This is a genomic window from Pseudonocardia oceani (assembly GCF_019263585.2).
Classification (GTDB): domain Bacteria; phylum Actinomycetota; class Actinomycetes; order Mycobacteriales; family Pseudonocardiaceae; genus Pseudonocardia; species Pseudonocardia oceani.
The window spans coordinates 6,447,083-6,465,016 of the sequence record NZ_JADQDF010000001.1; the positions used below are offsets into that span (position 1 = coordinate 6,447,083).

The 17,934-nt window shown below is 75.2% G+C and carries 18 protein-coding genes; 10 read left to right on the top strand and 8 right to left on the bottom strand.

What is annotated here, in order from left to right; all coding sequences use genetic code 11:
• Positions 1-11: 11 nt before the first annotated feature.
• Positions 12-659 carry a prepilin peptidase gene (locus I4I82_RS32280; protein WP_218596352.1) on the bottom strand — a complete coding sequence of 216 codons (648 nt, stop codon included), beginning with the start codon at positions 657-659 and terminating at the stop codon, positions 12-14.
• A 361-nt stretch (positions 660-1,020) separates the two neighbouring features.
• Between I4I82_RS32280 and I4I82_RS32285 the strand changes: the two genes are divergently transcribed.
• Together I4I82_RS32285 and I4I82_RS32290 are read left to right on the top strand one after the other, a co-directional pair.
• The gene (locus I4I82_RS32285) at positions 1,021-1,449 is read left to right on the top strand and encodes a PPOX class F420-dependent oxidoreductase (RefSeq protein WP_218594556.1); all 429 of its coding nucleotides are present in this window, start codon (positions 1,021-1,023) and stop codon (positions 1,447-1,449) included.
• A 104-nt stretch (positions 1,450-1,553) separates the two neighbouring features.
• Complete coding sequence (locus I4I82_RS32290) at positions 1,554-2,303, top strand: spermidine synthase (RefSeq protein WP_225922664.1); 750 nt, start codon at positions 1,554-1,556, stop codon at positions 2,301-2,303.
• A gap of 4 nt (positions 2,304-2,307) precedes the next feature.
• Here the strand turns inward: I4I82_RS32290 and I4I82_RS32295 are convergent, their stop codons facing one another.
• From I4I82_RS32295 to shbA, 6 genes are all read right to left on the bottom strand, one after another.
• A complete protein-coding gene (locus I4I82_RS32295; RefSeq protein ID WP_226370380.1) occupies positions 2,308-3,738 on the bottom strand; it encodes an endolytic transglycosylase MltG in 1,431 nt (476 codons plus the stop codon).
• A 97-nt stretch (positions 3,739-3,835) separates the two neighbouring features.
• Positions 3,836-4,276, bottom strand: a complete 441-nt coding sequence (ruvX, locus tag I4I82_RS32300; RefSeq protein WP_218594559.1) for a Holliday junction resolvase RuvX — start codon at positions 4,274-4,276, stop codon at positions 3,836-3,838.
• A 19-nt stretch (positions 4,277-4,295) separates the two neighbouring features.
• Positions 4,296-6,941, bottom strand: a complete 2,646-nt coding sequence (gene alaS, locus I4I82_RS32305; protein WP_218596353.1) for an alanine--tRNA ligase — start codon at positions 6,939-6,941, stop codon at positions 4,296-4,298.
• A gap of 47 nt (positions 6,942-6,988) precedes the next feature.
• Positions 6,989-7,300 (bottom strand): hypothetical protein, encoded by a 312-nt coding sequence (locus tag I4I82_RS32310; RefSeq protein WP_218596354.1) that lies wholly within the window; start codon positions 7,298-7,300, stop codon positions 6,989-6,991.
• Complete coding sequence (locus I4I82_RS32315; protein WP_218593634.1) at positions 7,297-7,710, bottom strand: DUF948 domain-containing protein; 414 nt, start codon at positions 7,708-7,710, stop codon at positions 7,297-7,299. The genes I4I82_RS32310 and I4I82_RS32315 overlap by 4 nt, the downstream gene beginning before the upstream one ends.
• 135 nt (positions 7,711-7,845) lie before the next feature.
• Positions 7,846-8,529: an RNA polymerase sigma factor ShbA gene (gene shbA / locus I4I82_RS32320; protein ID WP_218593633.1), complete on the bottom strand. Its 684-nt coding sequence runs from the start codon at positions 8,527-8,529 to the stop codon at positions 7,846-7,848.
• Positions 8,530-8,812: 283 nt separating this feature from the next.
• Between shbA and I4I82_RS32325 the strand changes: the two genes are divergently transcribed.
• The 4 genes from I4I82_RS32325 (at position 8,813) to I4I82_RS32340 (ending at position 13,060) form a co-directional block, all read left to right on the top strand.
• Entirely contained in the window at positions 8,813-9,505 is a 693-nt protein-coding gene (locus tag I4I82_RS32325; protein WP_218593632.1) for a TetR/AcrR family transcriptional regulator, read from the top strand.
• 147 nt (positions 9,506-9,652) lie between these two features.
• Complete coding sequence (locus tag I4I82_RS32330; protein ID WP_218593631.1) at positions 9,653-10,777, top strand: DNRLRE domain-containing protein; 1,125 nt, start codon at positions 9,653-9,655, stop codon at positions 10,775-10,777.
• 46 nt (positions 10,778-10,823) lie between these two features.
• Entirely contained in the window at positions 10,824-12,044 is a 1,221-nt protein-coding gene (locus I4I82_RS32335) for an arginine deiminase (RefSeq protein WP_443690128.1), read from the top strand.
• Positions 12,041-13,060, top strand: a complete 1,020-nt coding sequence (locus I4I82_RS32340; protein WP_218593629.1) for a glycoside hydrolase family 183 protein — start codon at positions 12,041-12,043, stop codon at positions 13,058-13,060. The genes I4I82_RS32335 and I4I82_RS32340 overlap by 4 nt, the downstream gene beginning before the upstream one ends.
• Positions 13,061-13,077: 17 nt before the next feature.
• Here I4I82_RS32340 and I4I82_RS32345 read toward each other — a convergent pair whose 3' ends face one another.
• Positions 13,078-14,400 (bottom strand): replication-associated recombination protein A, encoded by a 1,323-nt coding sequence (locus I4I82_RS32345; protein WP_225922669.1) that lies wholly within the window; start codon positions 14,398-14,400, stop codon positions 13,078-13,080.
• Between the two features lie 420 nt (positions 14,401-14,820).
• Between I4I82_RS32345 and I4I82_RS32350 the strand changes: the two genes are divergently transcribed.
• The 4 genes from I4I82_RS32350 (at position 14,821) to I4I82_RS32365 (ending at position 17,901) form a co-directional block, all read left to right on the top strand.
• The gene (locus tag I4I82_RS32350; protein ID WP_226370381.1) at positions 14,821-15,969 is read left to right on the top strand and encodes an aminotransferase-like domain-containing protein; all 1,149 of its coding nucleotides are present in this window, start codon (positions 14,821-14,823) and stop codon (positions 15,967-15,969) included.
• A 9-nt stretch (positions 15,970-15,978) separates the two neighbouring features.
• Entirely contained in the window at positions 15,979-16,470 is a 492-nt protein-coding gene (locus I4I82_RS32355) for an Lrp/AsnC family transcriptional regulator (RefSeq protein WP_218594269.1), read from the top strand.
• A 10-nt stretch (positions 16,471-16,480) separates the two neighbouring features.
• Positions 16,481-17,635 (top strand): aminotransferase class I/II-fold pyridoxal phosphate-dependent enzyme, encoded by a 1,155-nt coding sequence (locus I4I82_RS32360; protein WP_218594270.1) that lies wholly within the window; start codon positions 16,481-16,483, stop codon positions 17,633-17,635.
• A gap of 74 nt (positions 17,636-17,709) precedes the next feature.
• Positions 17,710-17,901 carry a hypothetical protein gene (locus I4I82_RS32365; protein WP_218594271.1) on the top strand — a complete coding sequence of 64 codons (192 nt, stop codon included), beginning with the start codon at positions 17,710-17,712 and terminating at the stop codon, positions 17,899-17,901.
• The last annotated feature ends 33 nt before the right edge of the window (positions 17,902-17,934 follow it).

The following is a 17,934-nucleotide window of genomic DNA, read 5'->3' on the forward strand; positions in this document are numbered from 1 at the left end:
AGTCCCCCACCTCACCACCGCAGCGCCCCGGCCGCGACCACCGCCGACGCGGCCAGGAGCATGGACGGCCCGTGCGGCACCGGCGCCCGCGGACGGCCCGGCAGCCCACCGGTCACCGCCGCCGCGACGACCGCCCGGGGCCGGACCGCGGCCACGATGGTCAGCAGCGACGCCAGCACCGCCGCCAGCGGCAACGCGCCCCACGACACCGCGGCGAGCACCGCCCCCAGCGACGCGGAGAGCTTGACGTCCCCCGCCCCGAGCGAGCGCGGCGACGCCAGGTGCACCGCCGCGTGCACCCCGCACGCGAGAACCGCACCCACCGCGGCCCGCCCGAGCGCTGTCGGACCCAGCGGCGCCACCAGCAGCAGCGCCGCGGGCACGGCGGGCAGGGTCAGGGCGTCGGGCAGCCGGCGGTGCCGCAGGTCGACCACCCCGGCGGCCGCGGCGAACCACGTCAGCGCGAGCAGCAGCACCACCCACGGCGGGGTCCAGACCCCCGCTGCCCACCCGGCACCGATCCCGGCCCACGCCACCCCGACGACGGCCTCGCACACCGGAGTCCGCACCCGCGCCCCGCGTCGCAGCCGGCCCAGCAGCACCCGCGCCAGGCCCCCGGCCACCGCGCCGAGCACCGCACCCGTCAGCACCGCACCCATCGCCGCCCCGCCTCCCTCCGTCGCGCCTCCCTGTACCTCGGACACCACGCCTTCCACCGCCCTGCGGGCCCAACCGGACGTGCTCCGGCACGGTGCCCCGTCCCGACCGCGCGAGGCCCGGCCGGCGAAGCACCACGCCCGGCGACCCCCGCGCCCAGCGACCCGCTGCACCCGCGTTCTGTCACCGCCAAGAACCCCGACCCTCCCGCCCCCACCCCCCGTCGTCGAGAGAACCGCGGAACCTGGGGACGGACGCACCCCGATGTGGACAACTCCTGCCCGCAGCGATCACCTCACGCGTCCACCGACGCCCGGTGTGGTACTCCGGACCGGACAACGACCACCGCCCGACGGAGCACCCATGGCCCTGGACCCGCAGCTGCTCGCCCTGTTCACCGAGATCGGGGGCGGCACGCTGATCACACTCAAGCACGACGGGCGCGCGCAGTCCTCGGTGGTCTCGCACGCCTTCGACCCGGACACCCGCCGGTTGCGGATCTCGGTCACCGACGACCGCGCCAAGACCCGCAACCTGCGCCGCGATCCGCGCCTGACCTATCAGGTCACCCGCCCCGACCTCGGCGCGTACGCCGTCGCCGAGGGCATCGCCGATCTGACGCCGGTGGCCGCCGACCCGCACGACGCGACCGTCGAGGCGCTGGCCGAGCTCTACCGCGACCTGCGCGGCGAGCACCCCGACTGGGAGGAGTACCGCACCGCGATGGTCGCCGACCGCCGCGTGCTGCTGAGCGCCACCGTCGACCACGTCTACGGCTGGGCCGGGCTCTGAGGCCCGCGCGCGGCGGACGCACGGCCCGTGCCTCGGTCCGCGCCGAGGTCGACCACGGCGTCGCGGAGCTGCTCGGCGACCCCGACCGGCCTCAGGGCTGGACGCTGCTCGTCGACGGCACGGCGCAGTCGCACGTCGACCTCGACGACCCGACGCACCTGGAGTTCGAGTACGTCCGCCGCATGGCCCACGTGGTCGACCTGGCCGCCGACCTCGGGGCGCCGCTGCGCGCGCTGCACCTGGGCGGGGGCGCGTGGACGCTGCCGCGCTTCGTCGCGGTCACCCGGCCCGGGTCGCGGCAGCGGGTCGTCGAGATCGACGGCGGGCTGGTCGACCTGGTGTCGGCGCGCCTTCCCGCCGACGGCCTCGAACTGGACGTCGTCGTCGGCGACGCCCGCGCCGCGCTCGCCCGCGCCCCTGCGGCGTCGGTCGACCTGCTCGTGCTCGACGTCTTCGCGGGCGCCCGCACCCCCGCCCACCTGACGAGCGCGGAGTTCGTCGCCGACGCCGCGCGCGTGCTGGCGCCCGGCGGCACCTACGTGGCCAACATCGCCGACGGCGCGGGGCTGGCGTTCGCGCGCACCCAGTTCGCCGCCGCGGCCGCGGCGTTCGCGCACCTCGCGGCCCTCGTCGCCCCCGCGGTGCTCGACGGGCGGCGCTTCGGCAACGTCGTGCTCGTCGGGTCGGACCGCGAGCTGCCCGTCGACGGCCTGGTGCGCGCTGCCGCGGCCGACCCGTTCCCCGCCCGCGTCCTCGACGACGCCCGGATCCGCGCGATGGCCGGCACGGCCGCGTCCGACCGCGCCGCCGTACCGTCGCCGATGCCGCCGTCGGGGTTCTTCGGGCGGCCCTGACGGACTAGAAGGCGCCGTTCTCCCGCGCCAGCGCTACGTTCGCGGTGTGCTCGGGGAAGGTCTCCGCGAAGCACGAGGTGCCGTCGGTCTGGCAGCGCACGAAGAAGAACCACGGCCCGGGCTCCGGAGCCAGCGCGGCGGCGATGGCGTCGCGGCCGGCCGCGGCGATCGGCGTCGGCGGCAATCCGGCCGTGGCGTAGCTGTTGTACGGGCCGGGGCGGGCGCGGTCCTCGGCCGTGGTGCGCAGGGCCTGCAGGTCGAGCGGGTAGTTGACGGTGGAGTCGAGCTCCAGGCGCTGCCCGGCGCCGAGCCGGTTGTAGATCACGCGCGCGACCTCGGGCATGTCCGGCGTGATCCCCTCCTTCTCCACGAGCGAGGAGATCACCAGGACCTCGTAGGGCGTGTAGCCCATCGCCGCGGCGCCGGAGACGATGCCGCTGGCCTCGAGCTGCGCCGTGGACGTGGCGAGCAGCGCCTGCAGCACCTCGACCGCCGAGCGGCCGGGCTCCACCTCGTAGACGCCCGGCACGAGCAGCCCCTCGAGGCGGCGCACCGGGTCGGCCGCGGACACCGCCTCCAGGGCCCACGACGGCACCCCGAGCTCGGCCGGGTCGGTCTCGGCCATCGCCGCGCGCAGGTCGTCGACCGACACGCAGGACTCCGCGCCGTCGAGCCGGGCGCAGCTGGCGCGCGAGATGAGGCTGAGCACCCCGGGCGCGACGGTGCCGTCGGGCGCGCTGGTGTCGTCGAGCTGCACCCCGCCGCGGATCTCCAGCTGCCCGACGCGGGCCTCCGGGTCGAGCAGGCGCTCCACGGCCGCGGCGGCCGACATCCGCGCCCGCATCTGGTACGAGCCGGGCTGCACGCCGAGGATCCGCTCGTCCTCGCGGGCCGCGTCGAGGAACGCCGCCACGCTCGCGACGACGCCGGAGCTCTCCAGCGTGCGGCCGATCGCGGCGGTGGAGTCGCCGTCGGCGACCTGGACGACGACGTCGCCCTCCCCCGGGCCGTCGAAGTCGGGGGCGGCGGTCAGCGACCGGAAGAGGTAGTAGGCGCCGCCCAGGACGGCGACCAGCAGGACGGCGACGGCCAGCAGGAGGACCCCGCGGCGCTGCCCCCGCCCCGGCGACCGGCGGGCCGGAGCGGCCCGGCGCCGGGTGGGCGGCGCGTCATCGCCGGAGCCGGAACCGGAGTTGCCGGAGTCGTCCGAGGCGGAGCCGGACGAGCCGGAGCCGGAGCTGGCCGTCGGCTCGTGCCGCACCGGCCCGGCCCGCGCGATGCGGATCGGTGCGGTCTCGGCGTCGTGTCCGGCATCCGGGGCGCCGCCCGCTCCAGCGCCACCCGACCCGGGGACACCCGATCCAGCGCCACCCGACCCGGGGACACTCGATCCGGGGACACTGCGCAACCGCGTCGTCGGGCCGTCGATGTCCACAGGGCCGGAGGGTAACGATCTCGCACGATCGGCGCCGGAAGGGGGTTCGGACGCCGACCCGCCCGGGTCGCCGGGTCCGGGCCCGGACGTCCGCTCGTCAGCGATGGCGGTCCAGCCAGCCCTGCAGGATGCCGACCGCCGCGACCTGGTCGACGACCGCACGCTGCTTGCGCCCCTTGCGCCCGCTCTCGCGGAGCTGGCGGGTGGCGACGACGGTGGTCAGGCGCTCGTCGGACAGCTCGACCGGCACCGCCAGCGCCGGCTCCAGCGCGGCGACGAACACCCGCGCGGCCTCCGCGGCCGGGCCCTCGCGCCCGGCGAGGGTCCGCGGCAGGCCGACGACCACGCCGACGGCCTCGTGCTCGGCCACCAGCGCGGCCACCGCGACGACGTCGGTGCCGCCCTCGACGTCGCGCGGCACGGTGACCAGCGGGGTCGCGATCAGCCCGTCCGGGTCCGACAGCGCGACGCCGACCCGGACCGAGCCGACGTCGATGCCGATCCGGCGCCCGCGCCGCGGGACCTGCTCCACGGACACGAGCTCAGCGTTCCTCTCCTCAGCGGGCACGCAGGTGCGCCCGCAGCGCGTCGACCGCGGCCGGGACGCCCGACGGGTCGGTGCCCCCGCCCTGCGCGAGGTCGGGCTTGCCGCCGCCCCGCCCGCCCACGGCGCCCGCGAACGCCGGGATGAGCTTCCCGGCGGCGAGGCCCGCGTCGCGCGCGGCCGACGTCGTCGCGACGACGAACGCCACCTTGTCGCCGTCGGAGGAGAACAGCGCGACGACGCCCGGGCGCGAGCCCAGCCGGCCCCGCACCTCGGCGGCCAGCGCGCGCAGGTCGTTGCCGCCGACGCCGTCGGGCGCGGCGACGGCCACGAGCGCGACCCCGCCGATGTCCTCGGCACCCTCGGCGAGCGCGCCCGCCGACGACAGCACGGCGTCGGCGCGGACCTTGTCGAGGTCGCGCTCGGCGGTGCGCAGGCGCTCGACCAGGGAGTTGATGCGCTCCGGGATGTCCTCGGGCCGGGCCTTGAGCTGCTCGGCGAGGTTGGAGACCAGCACGTGCTCGCGCGAGAGGAAGCGGAAGGCGTCGAGCCCGACGAGCGCGTCGACGCGGCGCACACCGGAGCCGATCGAGGCCTCCGACAGCACCTTGACCATCCCGATCTCGCCGGTGCGCCCGACGTGGGTGCCACCGCACAGCTCGCGGGAGTACTCCCCCATGTCGACGACGCGCACGCGGTCGCCGTACTTCTCGCCGAACAGCATCATCGCGCCGAGCCTGCGGGCCTCGTCCATGGAGGTCTCGTAGGCCTCCACCTCGCGGTTCTCCTGCAGGACGGTGTTGACCTCGTCCTCGATCTCGGCGAGCGCGGCCGGCGCGACCGCCCCGCCGGGCGAGGTGAAGTCGAAGCGCATCCGGCCGGGGGCGTTGAGCGAGCCCGCCTGCGCGGCCGACGGGCCCAGCGCGCCGCGGACGCCGGCGTGCACCAGGTGGGTCGCGGTGTGGGCGCGGGAGATCGCGAGGCGGCGGCTGCGGTCGACCTCGGCGACGACGGCCGCGTCGAGCACGACCTCGCCCGCCGTGACCGTGCCGCGGTGCACCCGCAGACCGGCGACGGGCGCCTGCACGTCGTCGACGCGGACGGTGAACGACGCCCCGCGCAGCTCACCGGTGTCGGCCTGCTGGCCGCCCGCCTCGGCGTAGAACGGGGTGCGGTCGAGCACGACCTCCACCGCGTCGCCCTCGCGCGCGGCCGGCGCCGGGACGCCGTCGACGAGCAGGCCGGTGACGGTGGCCTCGGCGGCGAGCTCGGTGTAGCCGAGGAAGTCGACGGCGCCGTGGGTGTCGAGCAGCGCGCGGTAGATCGAGCCGTCGCCGCCGTGGCCCACCTTGTGCTTGGCCGCGTCGGCCTTCGCGCGGGTGCGCTGCTCCTGCATGAGCGCGGTGAACCGCTCGCGGTCGACGTCGAGGCCGGCCTCGGACGCCATCTCCAGCGTGAGGTCGATCGGGAAGCCGTACGTGTCGTGCAGCTGGAACGCGCGGTCGCCGGGCAGCACCGTGGCGCCCGCCGACTTCGTCTGCGCGACGGCGGTGTCGAAGATCCGCGAGCCCGCCGTGAGCGTCTGGAGGAAGGCCTCCTCCTCGGCGCGGACGACCGCGGAGATCCGCTCGAAGTCGGTGACCAGCTCCGGGTAGGTGGGGCTCATCGCGTCCCGGACGACCTCGGCGAACGATCCGAGCACCGGCTCGTGCACGCCGAGCAGCCGCGCGGAGCGGACGATGCGGCGCAGCAGCCGGCGCAGGACGTAGCCGCGGCCCTCGTTGGACGGCGTCACCCCGTCACCGATGATCATGACGCCGGAGCGCGCATGGTCGGCGATCACGCGGAATCGCACGTCGTCCTCGGTGCTCGCGCCGTAGCGGCGGCCGGAGAACTCCTCGGCGCGGGCGATCACCGGGCGGACCAGGTCGGTCTCGTAGACGTTCTCGACGCCCTGCAGCAGCGTGGCCACGCGCTCGACGCCCATGCCGGTGTCGATGTTGGGCCGGGGCAGTCGGCCGATCGGCGCGTGCCCCAGCTTCGGGGACAGCTCGCCGCGGACGTCCTGCATGAAGACCAGGTTCCAGATCTCCAGGTAGCGGTCCTCGTCGGCCTCGGGGCCGCCGTCGCGCCCGTGCTCCGGGCCGCGGTCGTAGTAGATCTCCGAGCAGGGGCCGCCGGGGCCGGGCACGCCCATGTCCCAGTAGTTGTCCTTGCCGCTGCGGCGCTGGATGCGCTCCGCGGGCAGGTAGCGCCGCCACAGCTGCTCGGCCTCGTCGTCGTCGAGGTAGACCGTGGCCCACAGGCGCTCGGGGTCGAAGCCGAACGACTCGGTGATCAGCGTCCAGGCGTGCTCGATCGCCCCGGCCTTGAAGTAGTCGCCGAAGGAGAAGTTGCCGGCCATCTGGAAGAACGTGTTGTGCCGCGTGGTGCGGCCGACCTCGTCGATGTCACCGGTGCGCACGCACTTCTGGATCGACGTGGCCGTCGGGTACGGCGCCGGCACCTCACCGAGGAAGTACGGCTTGAACTGCACCATCCCCGCGTTGACGAACAGCAGGTTCGGATCGTCGAGGATGAGCGACGCACTGGGCACGCGGGTGTGGCCCGCGGCCGTGAAGTGGTCGGTGAAGCGGCGGACGATCTCGTGGGTCTGCACGGCGGTGCTCTCTGCCAGAAGGGGTCGGGGCGCGCGGGGCGGCGGGGTCAGTTCCCCGCGCGCGGCGCTCGGTCCCGGGGGCCGAGCGCGGGGGCCGGCTCGGCCAGCGCCTCGGAGTAGGTCGGGACGTGGCCGCCGGTGCGGCGCTCGACCAGCTCCGTGAGCTCGCGCTCGCGCGCGGTCATCCCGGCGCGGACCTCGGCGCCGAACGCGCCGAGGCCGGCACCGAGCTCGCGCAGGCCGTCGGCGATGTTCTCGCCGATGCCGGCCGGGGTGACGGCCTGGGCCGCGCGCGAGGCGCGGCGGGTGACGTAGGAGCCGGCGGCCGCGCCGACCCCGAGCCAGAACAGCCTCTTCACTTCTTCTTCCTCCGGAGACGGCCCGGGCGGGTCCGCAGCGAGTGCGCTCCGGCGTCGCGGCCGGCGCGACGGGCCTTGACGGCCTTGTTCAGGCCGTAGGAGAACGCCGCGGCGCGCACGAGCGGGCCGCCGAGCGTGGCGGTGAACAGCGAGGTGAGCACCGAGATGTTGCTGGTGACGGTGCGGGCGCTGGAGGTGATGCCGTCGACGCGCTCCAGCTGCGTGTTGACCTGGTGCAGCGTCGTCTGCGCGTTGTCGAGCAGCGGGGTGCTGCCCTCGTGGGCCTTGCGGATGGCCACCGTCGCCTCGTCGAGGGTGCGACCCAGCTTGAGCAGCGGGACCGCCAGCAGCAGCACGAGGACGACGAACGCCCCCGCGGCGATCAGCGCGGCGATCTGACCAGCCGACACGAAGCCTCCTCGAACCGTTCCGACACAGGGTGTGATCGGCGGTCAGGCTACCGCGCGGGGTACGGCCCGCCACCCGGGGCCACGGGCGCCCGCGGCGGACCGGAGACGATCACCGGTCCGGCGCGGAAACCGCGGTCAGCCGGCGTCGAGCGGGCGGCGTGGAGCCGGCAGGACCAGCTCGCCGCCGACCGTGCCCAGCGCCGCCCGGAGGCGGCCGAGCGCGCGGTGCTGGGTGACGCGGACCGCGCCCGGCGTCGAGCGGACGGCGGCGGCCGTCTCCTCGGCGCTGAACCCGACGGCGATGCGCAGGACGAGGACCTCGCGCTGGCGCGGGGTGAGGACCTCGAGCAGTCCGCCGAGCCGCTCGTTGAGCTCGTGGGCCAGCAGGCGGTGCTCGGGGCCGTCGTCGGAGACGGGGACGTCGGGCAGGTCGGCGACGGGCTCGGTGCGGTTGCGCCCGATCGCGCGGAACGCGTCGGTGACCTTGTGGGCCGCGATGCCGTAGACGAACGCGCGGAACGACAGCCCGCGCATCGTGTACGAGGGCAGCGCGCTGACGACGGCGAGACAGACTTCCTGCGCGACGTCGTCGGCCGAACCGGACACGCTCTCCTGCCGGCCCAGCCGCGCGCGACAGTAGCGCAACACGAACGGGTGGATGACGGTGAGAAGTCGCTCACGCGCCCCTGGCTCGTCGGCGACCGCGGCGGCGACCAGTGACTCGACGACGGGCACCACGGCCACAGGTGGCGGGGCCCCGGTGGGCGCCACGCCCACGGCCGCCCCCAGGGGCCGCTCCAGGACGGTGGCGGCGTTCATCGGATGTTCTCGTTCATCGCGGGTTCCCCTCCTGGGCCGGCGCGTGGACGTCGGCCTCGTGCGGTCGGCCGCCCGGACACGGGGGTCCGGGGTCGAGCGGCCGTGCGACGGAGGACCGCGGCATCCGTGAACGTCCCCCGACGCTCCCGGCCCGACACCCTCCCGAGCCCGCTCCGGTGTGCCCGTCGGAACGAACTCGTTCATCTCTCAAGTACGCATTTTGGGTGACACTCCAAGTTGGAGTCAAGAGCAGTTCGACCGGAAGTTCGTTACTCTGCGCTCAATGTCCTCCGCCGACCCTCCCCGACCGGCCGATCCCCGGGCCCGGGCCGCCCAGACGAAGCGCGACCGCACGCGTCGCGCGCTGCTGGACGCCGCCGACGCCACGTTCGGATCGCGCGGCTGGGCGCGCACGCGCATCGAGGACGTCGCGGCCGCCGCGGGCGTCAGCGCGGCCACCGCCTACAACCACTTCCCGTCCAAGCACACGCTGATCGGGCACGTCTTCGCCCCGCTGGTGCACCCGCTGTTCGTGCAGGCCGAGCGCGACGTCGCGGCCGACCGGCCCGTCGTCGCCGCGCTGGAGGACCAGATCCGGGCGCTGGCCCGCACCACCTCCCGACACCGTGAGCTCGCCGCCTCGTTCTTCGCCGCGGTGCAGGACTACACGATCCGGGTGGAGGGCCCGGCCGACCCGACCGACGAGATCGACCCCCGGCTGCTCGCACCGGTGCCCGACGCGATCCGGATCCTCGTGGAGCACGGCCAGGACACCGGCGCCCTGCGTCCCTACCCCGCGGCAGGCGACATGGCGACGATCGTCGTCAACACGATGCTGACGCGCGCCATGAACCGGCCCGACGAGACCGCCGACGCCCGCGCGGAGCTGCTGCTGACGATCCTGTTCGGCGCGCTGTGCCCGGAGATGCTGCTGGACGCCGCGACCGAGGGCCGCCCCTTCCGCCGTCGCTCCTGACGCGCTCCTCCCCGGTGCGCGCGGGCGCGTCGCAGGGCGACCGGCCGGTCACGCCGTCCCCGATCGGATGGACGCCGTCACCGCTGTGGGTGCGATGCGGCGGTGGATCTTGTCGGCCCCGCGTGACCACCCCTACTCCTTACGATCATGAGAACCCACGCGGCACGCACCGCGGTGATCCTGGGTGCCGCGCTCGCACTGGCCCTGCCCGGCACCGCGCACGCGGACGAACCGGACACCGCCGAGCGGCGCACCGAGACCAGCACGAGCACCGCGCGCGTCGACGGGTCGCGCGCCGTCACCCTCTTCGCCGGACCCGTCCAGCTGCGGCGCGGCGCGGAGTGGGTGCCCGTCGACCTGACGCTCGTGACCTCGCCGGACGGCGTCGTGCGGCCGGCGGCGTCGGAGCACGACCTCACCCTGACCCCGTCCGGGCCGGTCGTGCGCTGGGCGGGCGGTGGGTCCGCCGCGCTCGCCCCCGTCGCCCCGGGCCCGCTGCCCGCACCGGCGCTGGCCGGCCACCGCGCCACCTACGCCCAGGTCGTGCCGGGCCACGACCTCGTCGTCGAGGCGACGCGGTCGGGCTTCGCCGCGTCGGTCCGCCGGGCGGGCACCGCGGTCGGGCCGGCGCCGGTGCTGGCCCTGACCACGGCAGCCGGGTCCACGACCGGCGGGCCGGCCACTGCCGCGGGTGCGGAGCGCGTCGTCGAGGGCACCGCCACGGAGTCGGCCGTCAGCCGGGTCGTCGCGTCGGCGCCGGTCAGCGGCACCGCGCCCGTCCCGTTCGACACCACCGTGCAGTCGACGGTCCTGCGCAGCGACGCGTCCGGCGACCCCGACCTGCGCCTGGGCAGCTACGACGGCGTCGCCGTGGCGCGCAGCTTCCTCACCTTCGACCTTGCCGAGGTCAGCGGCCGCGCGATCACCTCGGCGACGCTGCGCGTGCACCAGGAGTGGTCGTCGTCGTGCCGCCCGGCGTCGTGGGAGGTGTGGTCCTCCCCCGCCGTCGGCCCGGCGACGCGCTTCGCGGACCAGCCCGCGGCCGAGCGGGTGTGGGCGACGAGCACCGAGACGCGCGGCAACTCCGCCGCCTGCGCCGCGGGCTGGACGCAGGTGGACCTCACGGAGCTGGTCCGGGCCTGGTCGGCCGCGGGCGTCCCCACCGGGACGGTGCTGCTGCGCGCGACCGACGAGGCCGATCCGCTGGGCTGGAAGCGGTTCGGCTCGGCGGAGAGCCCGCACGTGCCGAACCTGGAGGTCGGCCTCGGCTGAGCCGCTCGCCGACCGCGGTGGGTCGGGGCGGTGCAGGATGGCACGCATGTACCGCGTCGACTCCGAGGTCGGACAGCTCCGCCAGGTGATCCTGCACCGCCCCGGCCTGGAGCTGAAGCGCCTCACGCCGGGCAACAAGGACCGCCTGCTGTTCGACGACGTGCTGTGGGTGCAGCGTGCGCAGGAGGAGCACGACCGCTTCGCCGAGGTGCTCGCGCAGCGCGGCGTCACCGTGCACCTGTTCGGCGAGCTGCTCCGCACGACCGTCGGGATCCCCGAGGCCCACGCCTACGTCCTGGACCGGATCTTCGACGAGCGCGTGTACGGCCCGCTGGCGATCGACGCGCTGCGCAACTGCTTCGACGCGATGGACGTCGACACGCTCACCGAGCACCTCATCGGCGGGATCACCAAGCGCGAGGTGCTCGACCGGATCCCCGAGCCGCGATCGATCGCCTTCCACGTGCTGGACCCCGACGACTTCGTCCTCGAGCCGCTGCCCAACCACCTCTACACGCGCGACACGTCGGCGTGGATCGGCGGCGGGGTCTCGATCAACAGCATGCGCAAGCAGGCGCGGGTGCGGGAGACGGTGCACTACGAGGCCGTGTACCGGTGGCACCCGCTCTTCGCGGACGCCGAGTTCCGCACCTGGTCGGCCGGCTCGGAGAACGGCGTCGCCACCACCGAGGGCGGCGACATGCTCGTGCTCGGCGGCGGCGCGGTCCTCATCGGGATGAGCGAGCGGACGACGGCGGCGGGCGTCGAGCGGCTGGCGCGGACGCTGTTCGCGGGCGGTGACGTCGACCGGATCGTCGCGCTGCGCATGCCCGAGACGCGCGCGCTGATGCACCTCGACACCGTGATGACGATGGTCGACCCGGAGACGTTCACGAAGTACGCGGGCCTCGGGATGCTGCCCGCCTACACCGTGCGCCCGGGCGACAACGAGAAGGAGCTGCACGTCACCGACCACGCGCCCGACGGCATGCACGCCGCGATCGCCGAGGTCCTGGGCCTGCCGGAGATCCGCGTGCTCACCGCGGAGCAGGACGTGCACGCCGCCGAGCGCGAGCAGTGGGACGACGGCTGCAACACCCTCGCCGTCGCGCCCGGGGTGGTCGTGACCTACGAGCGCAACGTCACCACCAACGCCTTCCTGCGCCGCCACGGGATCGAGGTCCTCGACATCCCCGGCGGCGAGCTCGGCCGCGGGCGCGGCGGCCCGCGCTGCATGAGCTGCCCCATCGAGCGGGACGCCGTGTGATCCGCACGTCCAAGGTCACCGACCTCACCGGGCCCGGGCACACCGACGCGTTCGGCATCGGCGGCACCGACCTCGGCACGACGACGTCGGCCCCGGACGGGCGGCTGGTGTCGGTCTTCGGCGACACGTTCGCCTCGCCCCGGGCGGGCGGGCGCGGCTGGCGCTCGCCGGTCGTGCTGTTCGGCGACCCGGCGTCGGTGCCGACCGGGGTGCGGTGGACGGGCAGCGGCGGCCGCGGCCCGCGCGCGCGGCAGGTCGTGCGCTACGTCCACCAGCTGCCGCGCTGGTTCGCCCGGCGCCCCCGCCGCGTGACGACCGTGCTGCCGACCGACGTCATCACGATCGGTGACGTCATGTACCTGCACGTCATGGTGTGCCGCGAGCTGGGGCACGTGCACTGGACGGAGATCCACTCCTCGCGCGACCAGGGCGTCACCTGGCGGCCGACCGGCGTGCGCTGGCCGGGCGGGCACCTCGGCGGGATGCTCCAGATGCTCACCTGGGAGCTCGGCGACGACGGCTTCGTCTACGCCTTCACCACCGGCTTCCAGCGCGCGCAGGGCCTGGTGCTGCACCGCGTGCCCGCCGAGCGGCTGACGGACCCGGGGTCCTGGGAGAGCTGGGGCTCCACCCCGGACGAGGGGTGGGCCTGGGGCCGGCCGCCGACCGTCGCCCTGCCGGGGGCGTTCGGCGAGCTCAGCCTGCGGCGGGTGCCCGAGCCCGGCGGCGAGGACCGCTGGCTGCTGTCGGTGTTCGACGCCGGCAACTACCGCATCGACGTCCTCGACCTCGCCTCCCCGCTCGACGACCTGCACCGCGCCCGGCGCACGACCGTCCTGCACGGCTGCGCGTGGGAGGACGAGGACCACGCCACGGGGCGCGTCGCGCAGCTCTACGGCGGGTACGTGCTGCCCGGCTCGACGCGCGCCGACCTGCACCTGGTGGTGAGCCAGTGGAACACCGCCCTGGACTGGCCGTACAAGGCGATGCAGTTCCGGACCTCGCTCGGCGACTAGGGCTCACCGGCTGGTTCTCACCGCGCCCCGCGGACGACCCGGCGCAGCTTGTCGAGGCGGTCGCGCAGCGTGCGCTCGCCGCCGTGGGCGGTGGGGCGGTAGTAGTCGCGGCCGACCAGGACGTCGGGCGGGTACTGCTGGGGCAGCACGCCGTCGGGGCTGGAGTGCGGGTAGCGGTAGCCGACGGCGTTGCCCAGCTTCTCGGCTCCGGCGTAGTGCCCGTCGCGCAGGTGCGGGGGCACCGCGCCGGCCGCGCCGCCGCGGACGTCGGCCATCGCCTCGTCGATGCCGACGATCACGGCGTTCGACTTCGGCGCCGTCGCCAGGTGCAGCGTGGCCTGCGCGAGCGCGAGGCGGCACTCGGGCAGCCCGACGAGCTGGACGACCTGCGCGGCGGCCGCGGCGGCCTGCAGCGCGGTGGGGTCGGCCAGGCCGATGTCCTCGCTGGCGTGCACCATCAGCCGCCGCGCGATGAACCGCGGGTCCTCCCCCGCCACGAGCATCCGGGCGAGGTAGTGCAGCGCGGCGTCGGGGTCGGAGCCGCGGATGGACTTGATGAACGCGCTGATGACGTCGTAGTGCTGGTCGCCCTGGCGGTCGTAGCGCACGGTCGCCTCGGTGACGGCGCGCTCGACCGCGGCGACGTCGAGCGTCGTGGCGCCGGTGCCGACCACCCCGTCGGCCGCGGCCTCCAGCGCCGTCAGCGCGCGGCGGGCGTCGCCGCCGGAGAGGCGGACGATCGCGTCCTCCGCCTCGGTGTCGAGCTCGACGGCCCCGCCCAGCCCGCGGGCGTCGGCGACGGCGCGGCGCAGCAGGGCGCGGACGTCGTCGTCGGTGAGGGAGCGCAGCTGCAGGACCAGCGAGCGCGAGAGCAGCGGCGAGACCACCGAGAACGACGGGTTCTCCGTGGTGGCGGCGACGAGCAGCACGAGCCGGTCCTCCACGGCCCCGAGCAGCGCGTCCTGCTGGGTCTTGGAGAAGCGGTGGACCTCGTCGATGAACAGGACGGTCTGCTGGTCGTGGTGGTCGCGGCGGCGGCGGGCGTCGTCGATGACCTGGCGCAGCTCCTTGACCCCCGACGACAGCGCCGACAGCGCGACGAAGTGCCGCGACCCGGCTTGCGAGAGGAGCCGCGCGATCGTGGTCTTGCCGGTGCCCGGCGGGCCGTAGAGCAGCACCGACGCGGCCGCCCCACCCTCCACGAGCCGGCGCAGGGGGGCACCGGGCGCGAGCAGGTGGCCCTGCCCGACGACCTCGTCGAGCGCACGGGGGCGCATGCGGACGGCGAGCGGTGCCGTCGCCCGGGGGACGTCGACGGGGGTGGGGGCCTGCTCCTGCAGGTCGAAGAGGCCGTCGGCGTCGGAGGTCACGGCGACACCCTGCCACCCGGGTCCGACAACCGGGGGGTGGTGGGTCGGTCGGGAACCGGACGGCGCCGCCCGTCCCGGCCCGGCCGCCGGCTCGTCGGACGACTCCCGACCGCGCACCCTCCACCCACCCGCGCACGTCCCGACGTGCGCGAACGACCAGCACCTGCGCAGTTCGTCGCCGCCCTGCCCGCCGCGACGCCCCGCCCGAGCGTTCCGCGGAACGCGGCTACCGAGCACCGACACCCGATGCCGTCTCACGATTCAGGAAAGCTGTTCCGTACCACGGGATCCGTGCGGCACCATCAACACCACGGGCACACCGGCCCCGCACCACCCGCCCTGTCGACCCAGGACGCTCCGCCCGTCCGATCGACCGTGAGGCGACTCCCCGTGCACCTCTCCACCGCCGCCCGCTCCGTCCGCGGCTCCGCCATCCGCGACCTCCTCGCCCTCACCTCCCGCCCGGAGGTGATCAGCCTGGCCGGGGGGCTGCCCGCAGCCGAGCTCATGCCCCGCGACCGCATCGCCGAGTCCGCGGCGAAGGCGCTCACCGCCCCGGCGTCGATCCAGTACGGCGAGACGGCCGGCCTCCCGGCCCTGCGCGCCGTGCTCGCCGCCCACGAGACCGCGCGGTGCGGGCGGGAGGTCGCCGACGTCGTCGTCACGACCGGCTCGCAGCAGGCGCTCGACCTCGTCGCCCGCGGCCTGCTCGACGCCGGCGACGACGTGGTCGTCGAAGAGCCCGCGTACGTCGGGGCGCTGCAGGTGTTCCAGGCCGCCGGCGCGCGGCTGCACGCCGTGCTCCTGGACGCCGACGGCATGCGCGTCGACGACCTCGAGCACCGCCTGCGCGACGGCCTGCGTCCCCGGCTCGTCCACACCGTCGCGAGCTTCCACAACCCGCGCGGGGTGACGCTGTCCGCGCCCCGGCGGGTGCGGCTCGGGGAGCTGGCGGAGCGCTACGGGTTCCTCGTCGTCGAGGACGACCCCTACGGCCTGCTCACCTTCGACGGCCCGCCGCCCGTGCCCGTCGCCGCCCACTCCGACCGGGTCGTGCGGCTGGGCAGCGCGTCGAAGGTGCTGGCCCCGGCGCTGCGCGTGGGCTGGCTGTCCGGGCCGCCCGAGGTGCTGGCCGCCGTGGAGCTGCTCAAGCAGTGCACCGACCTGTGCACGTCGTCGCTGACGCAGGCGGTCGCGGCCGAGCTCGTCGCCGACACCGCCTGGTTCGACGCCCACCTCGACCGCGTCCGCGCCGCCACCGCGTCCCGGGCGCGCGCGTTCACCGCCGCCGTGGCCACGCACCTGCCGCAGGCGAGCTGCTCCGTGCCCGCCGGCGGGATGTTCTGCTGGCTCGACCTCCCCGGCGTCGACACCACCGCCCTGCTCCCCCGTGCCCTCGACGCCGGAGTCGGGTTCGTGCCCGGCAGCGCGTTCGCGGTCGGCGAGCCGGCACCGTCGAGCCTGCGCTGCTGCTACGCGACGCACCCCGAAGGTGTGGTCGTCGAGGCGGTGCGCCGGCTCGCGCGGGCCGCGACGTAGGGTCGGCCGGTGCGGCAGATCCTCGAACTCCTGGAGCGCGACGCCCAGCTCTCCCACGACACCATCGCGACGATGACGGGCATCCCGGTCGCGGAGGTGGGCGCCGCCGTCGCGGCCTGGGAGGCCTCCGGCGCGATCCGCCGCTACAAGGCCGTCGTCGACTGGGACGCGGTCACCGACGACCCCACCGCCGAGACCGTCACCGCCTTCATCGACGTCTCGCTGGCCCCGGCCCGCGGGGTCGGCTTCGACGACGTCGCCGAGCGCATCGCGCGGTTCCCCGAGGTCCGCAGCGTGTACCTCGTCTCGGGCAGCCAGGACCTGCGCTGCACCGTCGACGGCCGCACGATCCGCGCGGTGTCGGACTTCGTGTCGCAGAAGCTCTCGACGATCGACCGCGTCCGCGCCACCGCCACGCACTTCGTGCTCAAGACCTACAAGCGCGACGGCGACTCGTTCAGCGCGCCCGAGCCCGACCACCGCCTGCCGGTCACGCCGTGAGGAGTGCGCGGTGAAGCCGCTCAACACCGTCATCGCCGCCTGCCCCCCGTCGGGCATCCGGCGGTTCTTCGACATCGCCGCCGAGATGGACGACGTCATCTCCCTGGGCGTCGGCGAGCCCGACTTCGTGACGCCGTGGCGCATCCGCGAGGCCGGGATCTACGCCCTGGAGCACGGCTTCACCACCTACACCTCCAACGCCGGCCTCCCGAAGCTGCGCGAGCTGATCTGCGACGACCTCGCCTCCCGCTACGGCGCGCGCTACGACCCGCGCGAGGAGTGCCTCATCACCACGGGCGTCTCCGAGGGCCTCGACCTGGTGCTGCGCGTGCTGCTCAACCCCGGCGACGAGGTGATCGTCCCCGAGCCCTGCTACGTCGCCTACGAGCCGTGCGTCGGGTTCGCCGGGGGCACGCCGGTGCGGGTGCCCACGCGCTGGGAGGACGACTTCGCCATCGACGCCGACGTGGTCGCCGCCGCGATCACCCCGCGCACGAAGGCGATCCTCATCGGTTCCCCCGCCAATCCGACGGGCGCCGTGCAGCCGCGGGAGGCGCTGGAACGGCTGGTCCGCCTCGCGCAGGAGCACGACCTCTACCTCATCTCCGACGAGATCTACGATCGCCTGACCTACACCGGCGCGCACACCTGCCTGGGCACGCTGCCCGGCGCCCGCGAGCGCACGGTGCTGCTGGGCGGGTTCTCCAAGGCGCACGCGATGACGGGCTGGCGCGTCGGCTGGATCTGCGCGCCGCAGGCCGTGGCCGAGCTGTGCGTGCGCGTGCACCAGTACACGATGCTGTGCGCGCCGCACGTCTCCCAGCTCGCGGCCGTCGAGGCGCTGTCGGGCCCCGACGACGACGTCGACGCGATGGTCGCCGACTACGACCGGCGCCGGCGCGTGTTCGTCAAGGGCCTGCGCGAGATCGGCCTCGACTGCCCCGAGCCCGGCGGCGCCTTCTACGCCTTCCCCTCGATCCGCTCCTCCGGGCTCGACTCCGAGACGTTCGCGGAGCGGCTGCTGCACGCCGAGAGCGTCGCCGTCGTGCCCGGCGGCGTGTTCGGACCGTCGGGCGAGGGGCACATCCGCTGCTCCTACGCGACGGCGCTGCCGCAGCTGGAGGAGGCGCTCGTGCGCATCGACCGGTTCCTCCACTCCTTGTAGTAGGACGTCCACGCACCGTGGTGTTAGCGCTCGGTTCACAGCACGGCAAAGCGCGTACGACAGGCTCCACGGACATGGACACCTGCCCGCTCTGCGCCCTTCCCCACGCTCCCGGCGACCTGGCGTGGAGCAGCCAGCACGAGCCGGACGGCACGGTCTTCTGGATCTGCCCCACCTGCACCCGCGCGCAGCTGTGGCTGATCGAGGCGGGCATGACGATCGCGACACGGGGCGCGCCCGCGGCGCCGGTCGCCCGCGCCGCCTGACCCGGGTACCCGCCTGAATCAGCCGTCCCGGCG